Source organism: Azospirillum palustre (assembly GCF_002573965.1).
Lineage (GTDB): Bacteria > Pseudomonadota > Alphaproteobacteria > Azospirillales > Azospirillaceae > Azospirillum > Azospirillum palustre.
The window spans coordinates 1,387,128-1,402,287 of sequence record NZ_PDKW01000043.1 but is presented as its reverse complement, the minus strand read 5'-3'; the positions used below and the strand labels follow the sequence as shown (position 1 = coordinate 1,402,287).

Here is a 15,160-nt window from a genome sequence, read left to right as displayed (position 1 = left end):
TCGCTTACTGCCCGACAACCTTCGTCGCGCGCTTCACCACCGCGTCGGGCAGGGTGACGCCCATGGCTGCGGCGGACTTGGGGTTGACGAACAGGTCGGTGCCCTTGGCGAGCGCCACCGGGATGTCGCCCGGCTTCTCGCCTTTCAGGACGCGGGCGACGATGGCGCCGGTCTGCTTGCCGACCTGGAAATAGTCGAAGCCGACCGAGGCGACCGTGCCGCGGGCGACGCTGTCGGTGTCGGCGGAGAAGATCGGCAGCTTCGCCTGCTGGCCGACCGCGATCACGCTTTCCAGGGCCGAGACGACGGTGTTGTCGAGCGGGATGTAGACGGCATCGGCCTTGCCGACGAGGCTGCGCACCGCCTGCTGGGCATCGGACGATTTCGGCACGGAGGCTTCGACGACGCTCAGGCCCACCTTGGCCGCCTCGTCCTTCAGCGCCTTGACCAGCACGATGGAGTTGGGCTCACCGGGGTTGTACAGCACGCCGATGCGCTTGACCTGCGGCAGGATCTCGCGGATCAGCGCCACATGCTCGCCCACCGGGGCCATGTCTGACAGGCCGGTGATGTTGGCGCCGGGCTTCTCCATCGACTTCACCATCTGGGCCGAGATCGGATCGGTCACCGCGGTGAAGACAACCGGGATATCGCGGGTCGCCGCCGCCACCGCCTGGGCCGAGGGGGTGGAGATCGGCACGATCACGTCGGGGCGGGAGCCGGCGAACTGGCGGGCGATCTGGGCAGCGGTGGCCGGATTGCCCTGCGCGCTCTGGTATTCGACCTTCAGGGTCTGGCCCTGGACGAAGCCGGCGTCCTTCAGAGCCTCCACGATGCCGTCGCGGGTGGCGTCGAGCGCCGGGTGCTGGACGATGGCGGTGATGGCGACGGTCTTGCTCTGCGCCATGGCCGGAACCGGCGCGGCGATCGGACCGACGAAGGCGGCGAGTGCCGCCGCGGCGCACAACAGGCGGGTGAAGGACATGGCTTGAAAATCTCCGCAACGCAAAGGTCTTCCCCTAGACCGCGCGGGCGCCGCCGTCAACTCGGCAGCAGGGGCGTTCGGGTCAGGATATGGCGGCATGCCGACCCTGCCCACAATCGGGAGTGTGGTTTGCCGGAGAAGAGCCTATATTGTGGGCAACACGGAAGGAGTGGCCATGATCGCAGGGACCGGAACGGCTCCGTCGAAGTTTCTCGCCTCCTTCCGCGGCCTGATCGGCTGCTGCCCCAATTGCGGGCGCGGCCGGCTGCTGCGGAACTTCCTCAAGCCGGTCGACCAGTGTTCGGCCTGCGGCGAGGCCTATGGTCATCTGCGTGCCGACGACGCGCCGCCATGGATGACGATCCTGATCGTCGGCCACATCGTCATTCCCGCCCTGCTGTCTGTCGAACAGACCTACGAGCCGCCGACCTGGGTGCATCTGACGATCTGGCCGTCGCTGACCCTGCTGTTGACGCTGCTTCTGCTGCCGCGCTGCAAGGGGCTGGTGCTGGGGCTGCTGTGGAGCACGGGAGCGCCGGGGTCGGAGCGCGGCTAAGGCTTCGGCCGACGCTGAAACGGAAAACGGCACCGTGCGGTGAGGCACGGTGCCGCATCTCATTACATCTTGAACACTGCTTGCTGTCAGCGCGCGCTCGGCAGGGCGCTGCCGTGGCCGGTGCGGGCGCCGGACAGGCTGGCGCGCAGCTTGCCGAACAGCTCGCGCAGGTACTCGGCGCGCAGCTGGCGGGCGGCCAGCATGATTTCGTCGTGGCTGCGGGGATCGCGGACTTCATCGATAGACATGGTCATGGCTCTGGGAATCTCCACGTGAGGTGAGAGACGTCCACTCCCTTTGGCATTGTTTGCTTTGTGGAGTTCAACATAGGGCAGAGCCGCTGTCCCATGAAGCGCGGTGCGTGCAACGCCGACCGACGTTTTCCGTATCAGCTTTGTCAATCAACGGAGGTGCGAACTATTGCCGCAGGACGCGGTTCGCCGGTCCGGCCTCACTCGCGGTCGCGTGCGCCGTCCACCGCGACATTGCGGTCGGAGACGATGCGGTCATTGCCGCGTTCTCCCGCCTGCCCCTGCGGACGGTCGGGCTGGCGCGGCGGCAGCGGACCGGTGCCGAGACCGCCGGCCTCCTCGCTGCCGGGGATGCCGAAATCCTCGTCGGGCTGGTCGACAGGGCCGCCGGCGCCGGGTCCGATGATCCGCTGGAAGCCTTCGATCTCCTCGTCGACGTCCAGATGATCGCGCGTCTCGCGGATATCCAGCGGGATGTCGCGCTCGTCGACACCGCCGCTGTCGCTGGGGCCTGTGGCGTTGCCGGTCTTGCGGCCGTCATTGCGGTCATTGGTTGCCATGGGGTGCTCTCCGGTCTGCTGTGTCGAGGTTTCGTGTTCCTCAACAGGGCGGAAAGGCACTTGTCACCGACCGCAAGTCGAACCAGCCGCCGACGCTGTGGCGCAGATCGTGCCGACGGTCCTGCTCCGGTGCCGGGGCGATGTCCCACAGCCAGGACATGTCGGGGGCGGGAAGGGCGAGGCCCCAGGTCGAATCCTCCACCTCGGATACGGTGCCGCCATGGATCCAGGAGGCGTCGATGTCGGTGAACAGAGCCGCGTGTTCGGCGATGGCGGTCAGCCAGCGCAGGTGGCCGTGGACCATGCGCAGCGCGAAGGCCATCCGGTCCGCCGCCGGGATCTTCGGGGCGCGGCGCTCTACTGCCTCCAGCGGCAGCAGGGGCAACTGGGACAGCAGGTTGCAGGAGAGCGCGAAGCGGAAGGGGGCTCCCTCCAGCATCGGCGCGACGAAGCCGGTCGGCAGCGGGCCGCGGCTGTCGAGCGACGCGGCAAGCGGGGCCAGGGCACCGCTGACGTCCATCTCGACCAGCCGGACGTTGGGAAGGGCGGCGGCCCTGCGGCGGACGGCGCGGCTGTGCAGCATGTCGACCAGCACCACCTCGTCGAAGCGGGCCGTCAGCCTTTCCAGCGGGATTTCGATCAGCAGCCCGGACCCGGCAATGAGCGCCCGTCCGCCCGGAGTCGCCCATTCCATCGCCTGTTCGACGAAGCGGTGGCAGGCGGCGACGTGCGGCGCCCACGCCCGTCCTTGCCGCCGGTGGCGGGCGCCCAGCGCCACCATCTCCGACAGATAGCCGAACCTGCGGGCCAGCGGCGGGCAGGGGGTGGTCAGATATTCGAAGGCTTCGCGCAACATCGCCGGCCAATTCCCTCCCGTCGGTCTCTTCCTGGCGCCTCGCTTTTTGGCCGTCTCACCCCTTGACCCACGAGGGTGGCAAGGTACCTATGGCGCCATGGTCGAGATCAAGAGGAAAGCGGCCCTCGTCACCGGGGCCGGCAAGCGCATCGGGCGGGCCATCGCGCTCGATCTGGCGGGGCAGGGGTGGGACGTCGCCGTCCATTACCGAAGCTCCCGCTCGGAGGCCGATGCCGTCGTCGCGGAGATCGAGCGGGCGGGCGGACGCGCCATCGCCTTCGCCGCCGATCTGGATTGCGAGGCGGAGGTGAAGACCCTGGTGCCGGCGGTGACGGAGCGGCTCGGTCCGCTGACGCTGCTGGTCAACAACGCATCCCGGTTCGAACGCGACGAGGTTGCCGACGTGACCCGCGAATCGTGGGATGCGCATATGGAGGCCAACCTGCGGGCTCCCTTCGTGCTGTCGCAGGACTTCGCGTCTCGGTTGCCCGAAGGCGAGAGCGGGCTGATCGTCAACATCATCGACCAGCGCGTCTGGAACCCCACGCCGCATTTCGTCTCCTACACCCTGTCGAAGATGGGGCTGTGGGCGCTGACCCGGACGATGGCCTTGGCGCTGGCCCCGCGGATCCGCGTCAACGGCATCGGTCCCGGCCCGACCCTGCGCAACGACCGCCAGACGGTGGAGGAATTCGCCGCGCAGTGGGACTCGACTCCGCTGCGGCGCGGCACCAAGCCGGAGGAGGTCTGCGCCGCCATCCGCTTCCTGATCGCCGCCCCGGCGATGACAGGACAGATGATCGCGCTGGACGGTGGCGAGCATCTGGGATGGGCGCAGCCGGCGCATGGCTTCGTGCCCGTTGAATGACGGTGTGTTACAGCGTGTAAACATGGCAAAAGGCGCCCGTCCGGCGCCGGACGACGGACGTGATGGAAGCGGGGGCGAGGAAAAGGACCGCGCGTTTTACACAGGTGCCCCACCCCGCGCAAGAGGCGCCTGCGCCGCAGGGACGATTTTGTGTCAGCGCGTCAATTCCCGCCCTTGACTTGACCCTGCCCTAGTGAAATCAATAGCTTAGCAAAAATGCTCAAAAAATAGGCAGAGGCATGCGATCCCTTGCGGCGCCTAGCTCCGGGCGGGCTACTCCCTCCGTTATCGACAAACTTATCCACAGGTTTCGTGGATATTCTTCCGGAGGGGTGAGTCGATCCACATGCGACCTGCATGTGCCCAACAGTTGACCCGCGGCGGCCGCTCGACGACATTCTGGTCATGTCCGAAACGCATTCCTCAGACCCCCTGGATTCCCCCTCGGCCGACGATGCCGCAGATGGTTTCGCTGAACATCGACTGGCCGAAGACGGTTTGACCGATCTGGCCGCCCCGACCGATGCAGTGCCGGTGGGGGAAGGTGCCGCCGCGCGGCCGAAGCGGCGTCCGGCCGACATCAACCGGGGTGTCGAGATCATTCGGGAGCATCTGAAGACCCTGCCGCAGACGCCGGGCGTCTATCGCATGCTGGCGGGCGACGGGGCGGTCCTGTATGTCGGCAAGGCGCGCAACCTGAAACGCCGGGTGACCAACTACACCCAGGTGGGAAAGCTGCCGGTCAGGCTCCAGCGCATGGTCGCGGAGACCGAGACGATGGAGTTCGTCAACACCCACACCGAGGTGGAGGCGCTGCTTCTCGAATCGAACCTGATCAAGAAGCTGATGCCGCGCTACAACGTGTTGTTGCGGGACGACAAGACGTTTCCGCACATCATGATCACCAAGGACCATGACTATCCGCAGCTGACCAAGCACCGCGGCGCCCGTGGGCGCGATGCCGACTATTTCGGCCCCTTCGCCTCGGCCGGGGCGGTGAACCGCACCATCACGGCTCTGCAACGCGCCTTCCTGCTGCGCAACTGCGCCGACACGGTGTTCGCTGCCCGCACCCGGCCCTGCCTGCAATTCCAGATCAAGCGCTGCACGGCGCCCTGCGTCGGCCGGGTCAGCCCGGCGGAGTATCAGGCGCAGGTCGATCAGGCGCGCGCCTTCCTGGCGGGCAAGAGCCGCGACATCCAGACGGAGTTCGCGGACCGGATGATGGCCGCCTCGGACGCGATGGATTTCGAGACGGCGGCGCGCTACCGCGACCGCATCCGCGCCCTGACGGCGATCCAGGCCCACCAGGACATCAATGTCGAGGGGGTGGTGGAGGATGCCGACGTCATCGCCGCCTATGCCGAGGGCGGGGTGACCTGCATCCAGGTCTTCTTCTTCCGCGGCGGGCGCAACTATGGCAACCGCGCCTATTTTCCCAGCCACGACAAGGCGGCAGAGACCGAGGAGGTGCTGGCCGCCTTCATCGCCCAGTTCTACGAGAACAAGGCGGCGCCGCCGCTGGTTCTGGTCAGCCATGCCCTACCGGAGCTGGAGCTGCTGAACGAGGCGCTGGCGGTCCGCGCCGGGCATAAGGTGGAGTTGGCGGAGCCCAAGCGCGGCGAGAAGCGCCGGATCGTAGAGCATGCGCTGACCAACGCGCGCGAGGCGCATGGGCGCCGGCTGGCCGAAAGCTCCAGCCAGGCGCGGCTGCTGGAGGGGGTGGCCGCCGCCTTCGGGATGGATTCGGCGCCGGAGCGGGTGGAGGTCTACGACAACTCCCACATCCAGGGCGCGCACGCCATCGGCGGGATGATCGTCGCCGGCCCGGAGGGCTTCATCAAGAACGCCTACCGCAAGTTCAACATCCGCACGGAGGGTGCGGCCGGCGACGACTTCGCCATGATGCGCGAGGTTCTGACCCGCCGATTCGGCCGGGCGGTGAAGGAGGATCCGGAACGCAGCCTGGGAAGCTGGCCCGATCTGGTGCTGATCGACGGCGGCCTCGGGCAGCTGAACGTCGCGCTTGAGGTGTTCGCGGAGCTTGGCATCGACGATGTGACGCTGGTCGGCATCGCCAAGGGGCCCGACCGCGACGCGGGGCGCGAGCATTTCTTCATGGAGAACCGTCCGCCTTTCCAGATGGAGATGCGCGATCCGGTGCTGTATTTCCTGCAGCGGCTGCGCGACGAGGCGCACCGCTTCGCCATCGGTACCCACCGGGCCAAGCGGACCAAGGCCATCGGCAAATCGCCCATCGACGAGATCGCCGGCATCGGTCCTGCCCGCAAGAAGGCCCTGCTGCACCATTTCGGCAGCGGCGCCGCCGTGGCGCGCGCCGGGCTCGCCGATCTGGAGGCGGTGGAAGGGATCAATCGGACCGTTGCGAAAAAGATATACGATCACTTCCATCCCGATGGTTAGAATGCAGGCACACGAATTCAGCCGGCTCTCTCACGGGCGCCGTGCGGCGACATCCTCCAGCGGTTCGAGTTCTCCGTCATGCTGACCAGCCTGCCCAACCTGCTGACCCTGTCGCGCATCGCGGTGATCCCGGTGGTGGTCGGGCTGTTCTATGTGCCGGAGGCGTGGGCCGCCTACACCGCCTGCTCGCTCTATGCGGCCGCCTGCATCACCGACTGGTTCGACGGCTATCTGGCGCGCGCCTGGGCGCAGGAAAGCGTGATCGGCAAGTTCCTGGACCCCATCGCCGACAAGCTGCTGGTGGCGGCGACGCTGATCATGCTGGTGGGATTCCACCGGCTGACCGGCCTGTCGATCCTGCCGGCGGTTGTGATCCTGCTGCGCGAGGTTCTGGTGTCTGGCCTGCGCGAGTATCTGGCCGGCCTGAATGTCGGCGTGCCGGTGACCTGGCTGGCAAAATGGAAGACGACGATCCAGATGATCGCGCTGGGCTTCCTGATCGTCGGCGATTATGGTCCGGTCGAACTGCCGGTGACCTTCATCGGTACGGTCGGCCTGTGGATCGCGGCGGCGCTGACCTTCTACACCGGGTGGGACTACATGCGCGCCGGCTTGACCCACATGATGGCGGAGCAGCCGGCGAAGCCCGGTGCCGCCCGTTCGGCCCGTAGCGCCGGTTGAAAGTTTCCGACATGAAGATTTTCGGGCTGACCGGCTGGAGCGGCAGCGGCAAGACCTCGCTGATGGTGCGCCTGATTCCAGCGCTGACGGCGCGCGGCTTGCGGGTCTCGACGGTCAAGCATGCGCACAAGGGCTTCGACATCGACCATCCCGGCAAGGACAGCCACAACCACCGCATGGCTGGCGCCACGGAGGTTCTGGTCAGTTCCCCGCGCCGCTGGGCGCTGATGCACGAACTGCGCGACGCCGAACCGGAACTGACGCTGGACCAGCTGATCGGCAAGATCGCGCCGGTCGATCTGCTGCTGATCGAGGGCTTCAAGCGCGACCGGCACGAGAAGATCGAGGTCTGGCGGGCCGATGTGGACAAGGCGCTGATCGCACCGGACGACCCCACCATCGTCGCGGTGGCAAGCGACAGCGCTGTGCCGGAATGCCCGGTTCCGGTGCTGGACCTGAACGACGCGGATGCGGTCGCTGCCTTCATCGTTGCGCGCTGCGGGTTGGGGTGAGGCTCAGCCTTCACGTGGTCGGACGGTAGTATGGATGGCGCTTCCTCCTCCACCCAGCGGGCACCCGACCGCGATGGCCTTCGACTCGCCATCTTCGATTTCGACGGGACGCTGGCCGACTCCTTTCCCTGGTTCGTCGGCGTTCTGAACGGTGTCGCCGACCGCTATGGCTTCAACCGTGTGCAGGCCGACGAGGTCGAACTGCTCCGCGGCTATGACGCGCGGCAGATCATGCGGCACCTGCGGGTGCCGAGTTGGAAGCTTCCCTTCATCGCCAACCACATGCGCCGACTGATGGCGCGCGACATCGACGGCATCCGGCTGTTCGACGGCGTGCCGGACATGCTGCGGGCGCTCACTGGCCGTGGGGTGGCGGTCGCCGTCGTCAGTTCCAATTCCGTCGGGAACATCCGCCGCATCCTGGGGCCGGAGGCGGCGGGGCAGGTGGCTCATTACGGCTGCGGCGCCTCGCTGTTCGGCAAGGCGGCGAAGTTTCGCAGGATGCTGCGCACGACCGGCGTTCCGGCGTCCCAGGCCATCGGGATCGGCGATGAGGTGCGCGACATCGAGGCGGCTCGGACGGTGGGCATGGCCTGTGCCGCGGTCTCCTGGGGCTATACGCGCGGCGATGCGCTGGCGTTGCTGCGTCCGGATCGGCTGCTGACCCGGGTGGATGAGATTCCGGGCCTGTTCGGCGGCTGAATGCCACGTCCCGGAAAGCGCGCCTTTTCCCTCTTCGCACCCGACGCCGCAACGGACTAGAGTGGCGGCCATGGTGCAACTCGATAATGACTGCTTCGCCTTCGGCGGACCGATGATGGCGCTGGAGCCGGCGCTGGCTCTGCTGGCCGGACGGGTCGGGCCGGTGACGGCGACCGAAGCCGTGCCGCTGTCCGATGCGCTGGGGCGGGTTCTGGCCGCCGATCTGGTGGCGCCCTTCAATGTGCCGCCGCACGACAACGCCGCTGTGGACGGCTATGCCGTGTTCTTCGACGACCTTGACCCCGACGCCCCCACCACGCTGCCGGTGACGGCGCGGGTTGCCGCCGGGCAGTGGCTCGGCCGGCCGGCGGCGCGGGGGGAGGCGGTGCGGATCTTCACCGGCGCGCCGATGCCCGCCGGCATGGACACCGTCTTCATGCAGGAGGATTGCCGCAGCGCCGGGACCGGACGCGATGCCACGGTCGTCTTGCCGCCCGGCATTCGCCGTGGCGTGAACCGCCGGCTGGCGGGAGAGGATGTGCGCGAGGGCTCGGTCGTGCTTTCGGCCGGGCGCCGCCTGCGGCCGGAGGACATAGCGCTCGCCGCCTCGCTCGGCCATGCGATGCTGGACGTGCGCTGCCGCCTGCGGGTGGCGGTGTTCTCCACCGGCGACGAGCTGCGGCAGCCGGGGCAGGCGCTGGAGCCCGGCGCCGTCTATGACGCCAACCGCTTTGCCTTGATCGCGTTGCTGACCCGGCTGGGCTGCTCCGTCACCGACCTCGGCATTCTGCCCGACCGGTTCGAGGCCATCCGCGACGCTCTGGCCGAGGCTGCGTCCGGCCATGACGCGCTCATCACCTCCGGCGGCATGTCCACCGGCGAGGAGGATCACGTCAAGCCGGCGGTGGAGGCGAATGGGCGGCTCGATTTCTGGCGGCTGGCGATCAAGCCGGGACGGCCGGTGGCGCTGGGCCGGGTGCGCGACGCCGTGTTCGTCGGCTTGCCCGGCAATCCGGTCGCAGTGGTGGTGACCTTCTTGCGCATCGCCCGGCCGATCCTGCTGACGCTGATGGGGGCATCCGGCGAGACGCCGAGGCCGATCCCGGTGCGCGCGGGCTTCGCCCACAAGAAGAAGCCGGGCCGTCGCGAGTTCCTGCGCGGGTCGCTGGTGTCGGGCGCCGATGGCGCGCTGGAGGCGACCAAATACCCGCGCGACGGGGCCGGCGTGCTGTCGTCTCTGGTGGAGTCCGAGGGCTTGATCGAGTTGCCCGAGGATCTGGCGCGGGTCGAGCCCGGCATGACCGTCGATTTCCTGCCTTTTAAAGAATTCCTGTAGAGGGCGTGTGATGAAGATTCTCTATTTCGCCTGGTTGCGCAGCAAGATCGGCGTGCCGACCGAGACGGTGGAACTGCCGGCGGAGGTCACCACAGCCGGTGCGCTGGTCGAATGGCTGAAGAGCCGCAGCCCCCGCCATGCCGAAGCCCTGGCGAACAGCAAGGTGGTCAAAGTGGCGGTGAACCAGGAGCATGTGCCCTACGATCACCCGATCTCGTCGACCGACGAGGTGGCGCTGTTCCCGCCGGTGACGGGGGGCTGACGGCATGGCGATCCGCGTCCAGGCCGGGGATTTCGACGTCGGTGCCGAATATGCCGCCTTCACCGCCGACCGCACCAGCGTCGGCGGGGTGGCGATGTTCGTCGGGCTGGTGCGCGACATCGCCGGCGGTGCCGCCGTCAGCGCCATGACGCTGGAGCATTACCCCGGCATGACCGAGAAGCAGCTGGAGGCTATCGAGGAGGAGGCGCGCCGCCGCTGGCCGCTGGACGACGTGCTGGTGATCCACCGCCATGGCCGGCTGGAGCCGGGCGACCGCATCGTGATGGTCGCCACCGCGTCGGCCCACCGGGACGCCGCCTTCGAGTCCTGCCGTTTCCTGATGGATTGGCTGAAGACCAAGGCGCCCTTCTGGAAGCTGGAAGCGACGCCGGAGGGTGAGCGCTGGGTCGAGGCCAAGGACAGCGACAACGCTGCGGCGGCGCGGTGGGTGGAGTAGAACCAGATTGCCTTCTTGTGCGGGAGGCTATGGCGTTGCCGGCAACATTTACACGGATGTCACGGATTTAAACACGGATTTCACGGATATCGATTTGCTTGTGATCGCCTCTCCGAAAAGCGGGGGCAGCCGAGATCAAAAAACCGTGTAATCCGTGACATCCGTGTCGTTCTTGTTCGCCGTATTATGATCGTCTCAAGTATCGACGCCTCAGGCGTGCCCGGCTTCGCCCGACAGCATGGAGACGCTGACGCCCAGCTTGCCGATGGCACGTTCCCACTTGGCATCCAGGTCGGTATCGAACAGCAGCTTCTCGTCGCACGGCACGTTCAGCCAGCCATTGGCCTGGAATTCGGCATCGAGCTGCCCCGGACCCCAGCCGGCATAGCCGAGCAGCAGCAGGTTGCGGCGCGGGCCGCGGTCTTCGGAGATGGCGCGCAGGATGTCGATGGTGGCGGTCAGGGCCACGTCGTCGTTCACCACCAGGGTGCCGTCGCGGACATAGTCGGTCGAATGCAGGACGAAGCCGCGGCCCGACTCGACGGGGCCGCCATAATGCACCGGCAGGTTGTTAACCGGCTGCGAGATGTCCATGTCCAACTGTTCCAGCAGATCCTCGAACGTGATCGACCCGAACAGCCGGTTGACCACCAGCCCCATTGCGCCGTCTTCATTATGGGCGCAGACATAGATGACCGTACGCTGGAAACGCGGGTCCTCCATTCCGGGCATGGCGATCAGCAGCTGGCCGGTCAGCGATTCCGTGGTCTTGGAGTCCGGAGACTTGGTCAGGCGCGGCATGGGCGATTATCCTTGTCGTCGGTCCGGTGCGGGAAACCGCGTCCGTACCCACGTGCGGTTGTGGTTGGCGCTCTGGCGACGCTTTCACCGGAGTGTGACAGCACCGGCCGAGCTTTGTCACCATTATATGGGCTATCATATAGGGTGTCGGGGCCGCGGATGCGCCCCTTCCAGGGAAGAGAACAGTGCGCGCGATGAAAAGACATGCCTTCGCCCTTCTGCTTTGTCTGGCCGCGCTGGCCGGTGGCGGCGCCCCCGTTTTTGCGCAGGATGCGGTCGGGGCCTGGACCAAGGCGGGACCGGTGGAGGCGCGGTTGGTGTCGGCGGTGCGCGGCACCGGCGATCTGGCGGCGCTGCCCTTGGGATTGGAACTGCGGCTGGAGTCGGGGTGGAAGACCTATTGGCGCTCCCCCGGCGATGCCGGATTCGCGCCGCGCCTGGACTGGAGCCGCTCCGGCAATCTGACGGAGGCGACGCTGTCCTATCCAGCGCCGCACCGCTTCTCGGTTCTGGGATTCGAAACGGCGGGCTATGACACGGCGGTTCTTTTCCCGATCCGGGGCAAGCCGGCGACGCCCGGCAAGCCGGTCGATCTGGCGCTGACCGCCGAACTGCTGGTCTGCTCGGAAATTTGCGTGCCGCAGACGCTGGAGCTCGCGCTTGCCCTTCCGGCCGGGCCGGCCGAGCCCAGCGACGCCGCCAACGAGGTGGCGCGCGCACAGGCGCTGGTGCCGAAGGGGCCGAACGGTTTGCTGCGCGTCGACTCCGTGCAGGGCAAGGGAGCCGCCCTGGAAGTCGAGGCGACCGCCGCCGATGGCTTCGTGTCCCCCGATCTGTTCGTGGAGACGGATCCGCCGCTGACCTTCTCCGCGCCGAAGACAGTGTTTTCCGACAATGACCGCCATGTCCGCCTGACCCTGACGGTGACAGATCCGCAGCAGGGCCTCGATCTGGCCGGGCGCGCGATGACGCTGACCCTGGTCGATGGCGACAAGGCGGTCGAAGCACCGACAACCGCGTCGGCCGGTGCTGCCGCATCGGTGCCCGGCGGTGTCGGGCTGCTGGGGATGCTGGGGGTGGCCCTGCTGGGCGGCCTGATCCTGAACCTGATGCCCTGCGTGCTGCCGGTGCTGTCGCTGAAGCTGATGTCGGTGGTCAAGCATGGCGGGCAGGCGCCTGCCGCGGTGCGTGCCGGCTTCCTGGCGAGTGCCGCCGGTATCCTGACCTCGTTCCTGCTGATGGCCTCGGTGCTGGTCGGCGTCAAGGCGGCGGGCGGGGCGGTCGGCTGGGGCATCCAGTTCCAGCAGCCGCTGTTCCTCGTCTTCATGGTCGTGCTGGTCACGTTGTTCTCAGCCAATTTGTGGGGCCTGTTCGAGGTGCCGCTGCCGCGCGCCCTGGCCGACCGGCTGGGCGGCGACGGGCTGGCCGGGCCGTTCGCCACCGGCATGTTCGCGACCCTGCTGGCGACCCCCTGTTCGGCACCCTTCCTGGGCACGGCGGTGGGATTTGCCCTGTCGAAGGGGCCGGTGGAAATCTACGCGATCTTCGCGACGCTGGGGGTCGGCTTGGCTCTGCCCTATCTGGCGGTTGCGGCATGGCCGCGGGTGGCGGGCTGGCTGCCGCGTCCGGGGCGCTGGATGGCGACGCTGAAGATTGTGCTGGGCTTCGCGATGATGCTGACGGCGCTCTGGCTGCTGTCGGTGCTGACCGCGCAGATCGGCGAGGTGGCCGCGGCCACGGTCGGGCTGATGATGGCGGCGCTGGTGCTGGCGCTGTGGGTCGGGCGGAGCGCGCGGGGTACCGCGCGGACCGCCGGGCCGGCGTTGGCGGGCGTGCTGGCGGTCGCTGCCTTCGCCATGCCGGCCGCGGTCGGTCCGTCGGCCGGGGCGGCGCCGGTGCTTGCCGAGTCCAAGGCGCGCTGGGTGCCCTTTGCCGAAGCGACCATCCGCGAGCATGTCGCTGCCGGACGCACGGTGTTCGTCGACGTGACCGCCGACTGGTGCATCACCTGCCAAGCCAACAAGAAGCTGGTGCTGAATCGCGGCGAAGTCGCCCAGCGGATGGACGATCCGACCGTCGTGGCGATGCGCGCCGACTGGACCCGCCCGGACGCGGCGATCGCGAAGTTCCTGTCCGACCATGGCCGCTACGGCATTCCCTTCAACATCGTCTACGGCCCCGGCGCACCGGACGGCCTAGCATTGCCCGAATTGCTGAGCGAGGGCGCGGTGCTGGAGGCATTGAGCAAGGCGGCGGGTAAGCCAGCAGGCAAGGGGGTCTGAGCAGGGTCCGGAAAAGGCCTATGGCTGTTGCGGCTATTCTGCGGTAACAGGGCGGCTCCGGGAGAGCCTCCCGCGCTAAGAGGACGATGATGGACGATCAGATCAACTGCCCGCAGTGCAGCTCCGAAAACGCCTACAATGACGGCAGCCTGTGGAACTGCCCCGACTGCGGGCATGAGTGGAACCCCGACACGGCCGCCGCGGCCGTAGATGCCGAAGCCGGGCAGGGCGTGCGCGATGCCAACGGCAATGCGTTGGTTGACGGCGACAGCGTCACCGTCATCAAGGACCTGAAGGTCAAGGGATCGTCGCTTGTGGTCAAGGGCGGGACCAAGGTGAAGAACATCCGTCTGGTGGACGGGGCCGACGGCCACAACATCGCCTGCAAGATCGACGGCATCGGCGCGATGAATCTGAAGTCGGAGTTCGTGAAGAAGGCGTGACCCTGGCTGTCGGTCCTAACTGGATTGGGGAGCCAACCACGCCTTGCGGCCATTCGCCGCGGGGGATAGAAGGGATGCAGGGTCGGGCTCCGCAAACGGGAGGCCGGCCGGACCCGAAAACGGGCCGAACCCAAAATCGGGCCAAGCCGAAAAACCGGAAGGGTTAGAGACGATGAGCATCCAGGTTGGCGATACCATCCCGTCCGTCACGCTGAAGTGGCTGACCGACAACGGCATGCAGGAAGTCACCACGGACGAGCTGTTCAAGGGCAAGAAGGTCGTCCTGTTCTCCGTTCCCGGCGCCTTTACCCCGACCTGCTCCGCCAAGCACCTGCCGGGCTTCGTCCAGCAGGCCGACGCGCTGAAGGCCAAGGGCGTGGACAGCATCATCTGCCTCGCCGTCAACGATCCGTTCGTGATGCGCGCCTGGGGTGAAAAGGGCAGCGTCGGCGACAAGGTCAAGATGCTGCCGGACGGCAACGCCACCTTCACCACCGCTCTCGGCCTGACCATGGACGGCTCCGGCTATGGCCTGGGCACCCGCGGCCAGCGCTTCGCCCTGGTGGCCGAGGACGGCAAGGTCACCCATGTCGCCGTCGAGGCCCCCGGCAAGTTCGAAGTGTCGTCGGCCGAAGCGGTGCTTGAGGCGGTCTGATCGCGCAAGCGCCCTCTCTCCGGGAATTTTCGGGGAGAGGGCGCTTGGGTCAGCTTCGTGCCCGCACGTCGGCCACGCCCCGGCGCGCCAGTTCGTCGGCGCGCTCGTTTTCGGGATGGCCGGCGTGTCCGCGCACCCAGTGGAACTCGATCTCGTGCTGCCGCTTCGCCTCTTCCAGGCGCTGCCACAGATCGACGTTCTTCACCGGCTTCCTGTCGGCGGTCATCCAGCCCTTGGCCTTCCAGCCATGGATCCACTTGGTGATGCCGTTCTTCACATATTCGCTGTCGGTGAAGAGGCGCACCGTTACCGGCTTCTTGAGGGCCTCCAGCGCCATGATGGCGGCCATCAGTTCCATGCGGTTGTTGGTGGTCGCCGGCTCCCCGCCGTAAAGCTCCTTCTCCACCTCGCCATAGCGCAGGATGGCGCCCCAGCCGCCGGGGCCGGGATTGCCACTGCAGGCGCCGTCGGTGAAAATGTCGACGGTCTTACCGCCGGCTTCGGGCGAGTTGATGTTGTCCGTCATGCC

Annotated in this window: 18 protein-coding genes; 12 read left to right on the top strand and 6 right to left on the bottom strand. The window is 67.4% G+C overall.

Annotation, left to right across the window (positions count from 1 at the left end; translation table 11 throughout):
• Positions 1–4: 4 nt before the first annotated feature.
• The gene (locus tag CRT60_RS28950; protein ID WP_098739914.1) at positions 5–985 is read right to left on the bottom strand and encodes an ABC transporter substrate-binding protein; all 981 of its coding nucleotides are present in this window, start codon (positions 983–985) and stop codon (positions 5–7) included.
• 175 nt (positions 986–1,160) lie between these two features.
• Between CRT60_RS28950 and CRT60_RS28945 the strand changes: the two genes are divergently transcribed.
• Positions 1,161–1,541 carry a DUF983 domain-containing protein gene (locus tag CRT60_RS28945; RefSeq protein ID WP_098739913.1) on the top strand — a complete coding sequence of 127 codons (381 nt, stop codon included), beginning with the start codon at positions 1,161–1,163 and terminating at the stop codon, positions 1,539–1,541.
• An 86-nt stretch (positions 1,542–1,627) separates the two neighbouring features.
• On the opposite strand, the gene CRT60_RS36305 is transcribed toward CRT60_RS28945, so the two are convergent.
• The 3 genes from CRT60_RS36305 to CRT60_RS28935 all read right to left on the bottom strand — a co-directional run bounded on the left by CRT60_RS36305 (position 1,628) and on the right by CRT60_RS28935 (position 3,208).
• Positions 1,628–1,789, bottom strand: a complete 162-nt coding sequence (locus CRT60_RS36305; protein WP_161958130.1) for an RSP_7527 family protein — start codon at positions 1,787–1,789, stop codon at positions 1,628–1,630.
• A 203-nt stretch (positions 1,790–1,992) separates the two neighbouring features.
• Positions 1,993–2,352, bottom strand: a complete 360-nt coding sequence (locus tag CRT60_RS36545) for a hypothetical protein (protein WP_098739912.1) — start codon at positions 2,350–2,352, stop codon at positions 1,993–1,995.
• A gap of 40 nt (positions 2,353–2,392) precedes the next feature.
• Entirely contained in the window at positions 2,393–3,208 is an 816-nt protein-coding gene (locus CRT60_RS28935; RefSeq protein WP_098739911.1) for a hypothetical protein, read from the bottom strand.
• A 97-nt stretch (positions 3,209–3,305) separates the two neighbouring features.
• Between CRT60_RS28935 and CRT60_RS28930 the strand changes: the two genes are divergently transcribed.
• From CRT60_RS28930 to moaE, 8 genes are all read left to right on the top strand, one after another.
• The gene (locus CRT60_RS28930; protein WP_098739910.1) at positions 3,306–4,076 is read left to right on the top strand and encodes an SDR family oxidoreductase; all 771 of its coding nucleotides are present in this window, start codon (positions 3,306–3,308) and stop codon (positions 4,074–4,076) included.
• A 405-nt stretch (positions 4,077–4,481) separates the two neighbouring features.
• Positions 4,482–6,500, top strand: coding sequence for an excinuclease ABC subunit UvrC (gene uvrC / locus CRT60_RS28925; RefSeq protein WP_098739909.1), 2,019 nt, complete (start codon positions 4,482–4,484; stop codon positions 6,498–6,500).
• 78 nt (positions 6,501–6,578) lie between these two features.
• Positions 6,579–7,181: a CDP-diacylglycerol--glycerol-3-phosphate 3-phosphatidyltransferase gene (gene pgsA, locus CRT60_RS28920; protein ID WP_098739908.1), complete on the top strand. Its 603-nt coding sequence runs from the start codon at positions 6,579–6,581 to the stop codon at positions 7,179–7,181.
• An 11-nt stretch (positions 7,182–7,192) separates the two neighbouring features.
• A complete protein-coding gene (mobB, locus tag CRT60_RS28915) occupies positions 7,193–7,693 on the top strand; it encodes a molybdopterin-guanine dinucleotide biosynthesis protein B (RefSeq protein WP_098739907.1) in 501 nt (166 codons plus the stop codon).
• 30 nt (positions 7,694–7,723) lie between these two features.
• Positions 7,724–8,395, top strand: coding sequence for an HAD hydrolase-like protein (locus CRT60_RS28910; protein WP_098739906.1), 672 nt, complete (start codon positions 7,724–7,726; stop codon positions 8,393–8,395).
• 70 nt (positions 8,396–8,465) lie between these two features.
• On the top strand, positions 8,466–9,731 hold the full coding sequence (locus CRT60_RS28905; protein ID WP_098739905.1) for a molybdopterin molybdotransferase MoeA: 1,266 nt from the start codon (positions 8,466–8,468) through the stop codon (positions 9,729–9,731).
• Between the two features lie 10 nt (positions 9,732–9,741).
• Positions 9,742–9,993, top strand: coding sequence for a molybdopterin converting factor subunit 1 (gene moaD / locus CRT60_RS28900; protein WP_098739904.1), 252 nt, complete (start codon positions 9,742–9,744; stop codon positions 9,991–9,993).
• A gap of 4 nt (positions 9,994–9,997) precedes the next feature.
• Positions 9,998–10,450 (top strand): molybdopterin synthase catalytic subunit MoaE, encoded by a 453-nt coding sequence (gene moaE, locus CRT60_RS28895; RefSeq protein ID WP_098739903.1) that lies wholly within the window; start codon positions 9,998–10,000, stop codon positions 10,448–10,450.
• Positions 10,451–10,660: 210 nt separating this feature from the next.
• On the opposite strand, the gene CRT60_RS28890 is transcribed toward moaE, so the two are convergent.
• Positions 10,661–11,251: a YqgE/AlgH family protein gene (locus CRT60_RS28890; protein WP_098739902.1), complete on the bottom strand. Its 591-nt coding sequence runs from the start codon at positions 11,249–11,251 to the stop codon at positions 10,661–10,663.
• 194 nt (positions 11,252–11,445) lie between these two features.
• Between CRT60_RS28890 and CRT60_RS28885 the strand changes: the two genes are divergently transcribed.
• From CRT60_RS28885 to CRT60_RS28875, 3 genes are all read left to right on the top strand, one after another.
• Entirely contained in the window at positions 11,446–13,533 is a 2,088-nt protein-coding gene (locus tag CRT60_RS28885) for a protein-disulfide reductase DsbD family protein (protein WP_098739901.1), read from the top strand.
• 89 nt (positions 13,534–13,622) lie between these two features.
• Positions 13,623–13,976, top strand: coding sequence for a zinc ribbon domain-containing protein YjdM (locus tag CRT60_RS28880; protein ID WP_098741082.1), 354 nt, complete (start codon positions 13,623–13,625; stop codon positions 13,974–13,976).
• A 172-nt stretch (positions 13,977–14,148) separates the two neighbouring features.
• Complete coding sequence (locus CRT60_RS28875; RefSeq protein WP_098739900.1) at positions 14,149–14,631, top strand: peroxiredoxin; 483 nt, start codon at positions 14,149–14,151, stop codon at positions 14,629–14,631.
• 49 nt (positions 14,632–14,680) lie between these two features.
• Here the strand turns inward: CRT60_RS28875 and rnhA are convergent, their stop codons facing one another.
• Positions 14,681–15,157 (bottom strand): ribonuclease HI, encoded by a 477-nt coding sequence (gene rnhA, locus CRT60_RS28870; protein ID WP_098739899.1) that lies wholly within the window; start codon positions 15,155–15,157, stop codon positions 14,681–14,683.
• Positions 15,158–15,160: the final 3 nt, after the last annotated feature.

Coding starts and splice junctions, on each gene's coding strand:
- uvrC (WP_098739909.1), top strand. CDS start 4,482: ATGTCCGAAACGCATTCCTCAGACCCCCTGGATTCCCCCTCGGCCGAC.
- CRT60_RS28885 (WP_098739901.1), top strand. CDS start 11,446: ATGAAAAGACATGCCTTCGCCCTTCTGCTTTGTCTGGCCGCGCTGGCC.
- CRT60_RS36545 (WP_098739912.1), bottom strand. CDS start 2,352: ATGGCAACCAATGACCGCAATGACGGCCGCAAGACCGGCAACGCCACA.
- mobB (WP_098739907.1), top strand. CDS start 7,193: ATGAAGATTTTCGGGCTGACCGGCTGGAGCGGCAGCGGCAAGACCTCG.
- CRT60_RS28905 (WP_098739905.1), top strand. CDS start 8,466: ATGGTGCAACTCGATAATGACTGCTTCGCCTTCGGCGGACCGATGATG.
- CRT60_RS36305 (WP_161958130.1), bottom strand. CDS start 1,789: ATGTCTATCGATGAAGTCCGCGATCCCCGCAGCCACGACGAAATCATG.
- CRT60_RS28945 (WP_098739913.1), top strand. CDS start 1,161: ATGATCGCAGGGACCGGAACGGCTCCGTCGAAGTTTCTCGCCTCCTTC.
- CRT60_RS28950 (WP_098739914.1), bottom strand. CDS start 985: ATGTCCTTCACCCGCCTGTTGTGCGCCGCGGCGGCACTCGCCGCCTTC.
- rnhA (WP_098739899.1), bottom strand. CDS start 15,157: ATGACGGACAACATCAACTCGCCCGAAGCCGGCGGTAAGACCGTCGAC.
- CRT60_RS28935 (WP_098739911.1), bottom strand. CDS start 3,208: ATGTTGCGCGAAGCCTTCGAATATCTGACCACCCCCTGCCCGCCGCTG.
- CRT60_RS28880 (WP_098741082.1), top strand. CDS start 13,623: ATGGACGATCAGATCAACTGCCCGCAGTGCAGCTCCGAAAACGCCTAC.
- pgsA (WP_098739908.1), top strand. CDS start 6,579: ATGCTGACCAGCCTGCCCAACCTGCTGACCCTGTCGCGCATCGCGGTG.
- CRT60_RS28875 (WP_098739900.1), top strand. CDS start 14,149: ATGAGCATCCAGGTTGGCGATACCATCCCGTCCGTCACGCTGAAGTGG.
- moaE (WP_098739903.1), top strand. CDS start 9,998: ATGGCGATCCGCGTCCAGGCCGGGGATTTCGACGTCGGTGCCGAATAT.
- moaD (WP_098739904.1), top strand. CDS start 9,742: ATGAAGATTCTCTATTTCGCCTGGTTGCGCAGCAAGATCGGCGTGCCG.
- CRT60_RS28890 (WP_098739902.1), bottom strand. CDS start 11,251: ATGCCGCGCCTGACCAAGTCTCCGGACTCCAAGACCACGGAATCGCTG.
- CRT60_RS28930 (WP_098739910.1), top strand. CDS start 3,306: ATGGTCGAGATCAAGAGGAAAGCGGCCCTCGTCACCGGGGCCGGCAAG.
- CRT60_RS28910 (WP_098739906.1), top strand. CDS start 7,724: ATGGATGGCGCTTCCTCCTCCACCCAGCGGGCACCCGACCGCGATGGC.